Source organism: Pseudonocardia asaccharolytica DSM 44247 = NBRC 16224 (assembly GCF_000423625.1).
Taxonomy (GTDB): domain Bacteria; phylum Actinomycetota; class Actinomycetes; order Mycobacteriales; family Pseudonocardiaceae; genus Pseudonocardia; species Pseudonocardia asaccharolytica.
The window spans coordinates 1-1,307 of sequence record NZ_AUII01000069.1 but is presented as its reverse complement, the minus strand read 5'-3'; the positions used below and the strand labels follow the sequence as shown (position 1 = coordinate 1,307).

General features: G+C 67.8%; 1 protein-coding gene and 1 pseudogene. One reads left to right on the top strand and one right to left on the bottom strand.

The genetic code is table 11. The features are described from left to right. The coding region (locus tag G567_RS31420) for a transposase (protein ID WP_342662945.1) at positions 1–668 on the top strand (668 nt) is incomplete at its 5' end. Here G567_RS31420 and G567_RS34675 read toward each other — a convergent pair. Next, positions 580–1,307 (bottom strand): annotated as a pseudogene (locus G567_RS34675) (hypothetical protein); the annotation flags it as partial. The gene G567_RS31420 and the pseudogene G567_RS34675 sit on opposite strands and share 89 nt — an antisense overlap.

Here is a 1,307-nt window from a genome sequence, read left to right as displayed (position 1 = left end):
AGGCGTTTACGCGGTTCCAGGCCGACTCCGCGGCGCTGACCTGCGACGATAGCGCGGCGTGTGTCCAGATCAGGCCATCAGCTGCGGAACGCGGGGAGCTGGGGGCCTGGCGCTGCTTCGCCGACGAGGCCGGGCAGAGCCTGAGGCCGCTCAGGGGCCGCACCTGGGGCCGGCGCGGGGTGACCCCGGTGGTGACGGTGCGCGCCGGCGGCACCGGCCGGGTCATGATCGCCGGGCTGATCGCCACCAAACCCGGACGCCCACCCCGGCTGATCTACCGGATCCGCCTGCGCCGGGGCCGGGCTGGCGAGCGCAAGTCCTTCTCCGAGGCCGACCACGCCGCCCTGCTGGACGCCGCGCACGCCCAGCTCGGCGGCCCGCTCGTGCTGTGCTGGGACAACCTGAACACCCACCTGTCGGCCGCGATGCGCACGCTGATCGCCACCCACACCTGGCTGAGGGTCATCCAGCTGCCCGCCTATGCCCCCGAGCTCAACCCGGTCGAGGGGGTCTGGTCGCCTCTGAAGCGCACCCTGGTCAGCCTGGCCACCAGGACCCTGGACGGCCTGGTCCGGCTCATCAAGACCCGGCCGAGGAAGATGCAGTACCGCCCCGCACTGATCGCCGGATTCCTCGCCAAAACCGGCCTGGACCTCCAGCCTCCGTAACTCCGGCCTTTGAAGATCTCCAAATGGGCAAGACACTTCTCCGGGTGACATCGCGCAGGTTCAGGGACTGGTATCGCTCCCGATCGACGGCAAAGCTGATCAAGCAGGGATACTCGCGTTGCCCGGTCGCGGGGTTGATCGCATGTACGTGCCCTCCGAACTCGACGTTCTCCAGGTCCGGGTCGGCTTCGAAGAGATCGCGCATGTAGAGAAGCGCGATCTGACTCACGATCGACTGGTAAAGACGTCGGAACTCCGCGTCAGATCGCCTCTTCTCCCTCAGTTCGCCCGTCGTGCCGACGAACGTGTAGTTCGCGATCGTCGGCACGACGTCGACGGGCGGCAGTTCGAACCGGACGACGGCCTGTTCGCCGAGTGGCGAGTAGGCGACCTCCGCCTGGCGAGGGACGTCGTCGGGCAACGGCGTCCGATCGAGGACCAGCTCGAGGTAGGCCTCGACGCTCTCGCGGTCACGCGACGGCAGCCCTGCCCGAAGCGACTCGATCTCCTGGTTGTGCGCGGCGACCCCGGCCGACATGTTTACCACCTTGCTAGTGTCTTGCGCCTGAAATTCGTTGATGATGTCTAGTATGGGCGTCGTGGCACGCACGGGACGGCCGGTGGCCGCGGTGACCTTGA